This window comes from Curtobacterium sp. MCBD17_008, from assembly GCF_003234475.1.
In the GTDB taxonomy this organism is placed as follows: Bacteria; Actinomycetota; Actinomycetes; order Actinomycetales; family Microbacteriaceae; genus Curtobacterium.
On record NZ_QKTK01000030.1, the window covers coordinates 1 to 1312 of the forward strand.

The following is a 1312-nucleotide window of genomic DNA, read 5'->3' on the forward strand; positions in this document are numbered from 1 at the left end:
TAGCGAGAGGGAAACGCCCGGTCACATTCCGAACCCGGAAGCTAAGCCTCTCAGCGCCGATGGTACTGCAAGGGGGACCTTGTGGGAGAGTAGGACGCCGCCGGACTTCTTCTCAATGATCGAGCCCCTGACCGGGGTGAGCAGCAATGCTCACCCCGGTCAGGGGCTCTTTCGCGTCCCCACACGCCGGCTGAACAGCACGCCTTCGACGAGCGTCTTGCCCCACTCGCTGTGTGGGGCTACCCGAGGGCGTTCGTCGCTACCGGAGTGAGTACTTCCGTGCGGGTCGAGGTCAGCTGTCGCGATGGAACCCCTTGCTCCTCAGCGGTCCTGCTGCCGCCTCCGGTCATCCCGGGTCGGAAGGCGTTGTGGGCGTGATCAGCAGCTCGAGTGATCCGGAGTAGCGCGACGATGCGTCCTCGGTTTGGATCCGCGGCCAGTGGTGGTGCGGTGTCATGGGGGAGATGAGGGCGGCGATCGATCGCACCGGTCTTGGCTGTCCGGTCATGCTGTCGACGGACACTCGGACGGATGCGTGATGCGCCGGCGCCCCGGGAGCTGGGGCCGGCGATGTCGATCGCGGACGACGGCCATGCCGAGTTGTCGGTCGCTGCGCGCTCGGCCGAGGTGGAGTGCCGGCTCGTGATCGGTGTCCAAGGACGTTGTCCGGTCTCCGGTGCATCCCGGTGCTCTCGTCCCGGAGGTTCGAGATCTTCACCGTGAAAGGAAGGTCTTTGGTTCGGGAGACAGCCGCCCGTTTCATCGGCCGAGAACGCGGGTGCGCTTTGCCCGCTCAGCAAGATCGGGGCCGCAAGTCGAGCGGTCACCCGAGTTGCTCAGCGGTGCAGTGCTGGGCCGATGAGTTGCCGGACAGAACACGGATTCACCAGAGGCGCGCACCACGAACCGAGCGGGTCGGCATGCAGCGCGAGACGGAACGGGTCCGAATGGTCGCCATGGTGATGTTGTTCGTCGTCCGTCGTCCGTCGCCAGGGAGTCGTCGGATGCGCCGGCTCTCGACGGTTGGATCCCTATGTGGTTGCACGCGGGGCTGCAGTTCGATCCGACGGAACGTTGACGTCCCTTGGACGGCAGCCGCGGCGATCATCGCCTGTGCCTGACGTCTCCTCGAGGAAACGGGCCACCTCGGTCCGGAGGCGCAAGGGAGTCGAAACGAACGAGCTCGAGGTGATGCACACTCGCCGTGAGCCGTGAGCCGTGAGCCGTGAGCCGTGAGCCGTGAGCCGTGAGCCGTGAGCCGTGAGCCGTGAGCCGTGAGCCGTGAGCCGTGAGCCGTGAGCCGTGAGCCGTG

General features: G+C 66.2%; 1 rRNA gene. It reads left to right on the forward strand.

The features are described from left to right. Window positions 1-106: ribosomal RNA gene (gene rrf, locus DEI95_RS16365) — 5S ribosomal RNA — on the forward strand; the annotation flags it as partial. Window positions 107-1312: the final 1206 nt, after the last annotated feature.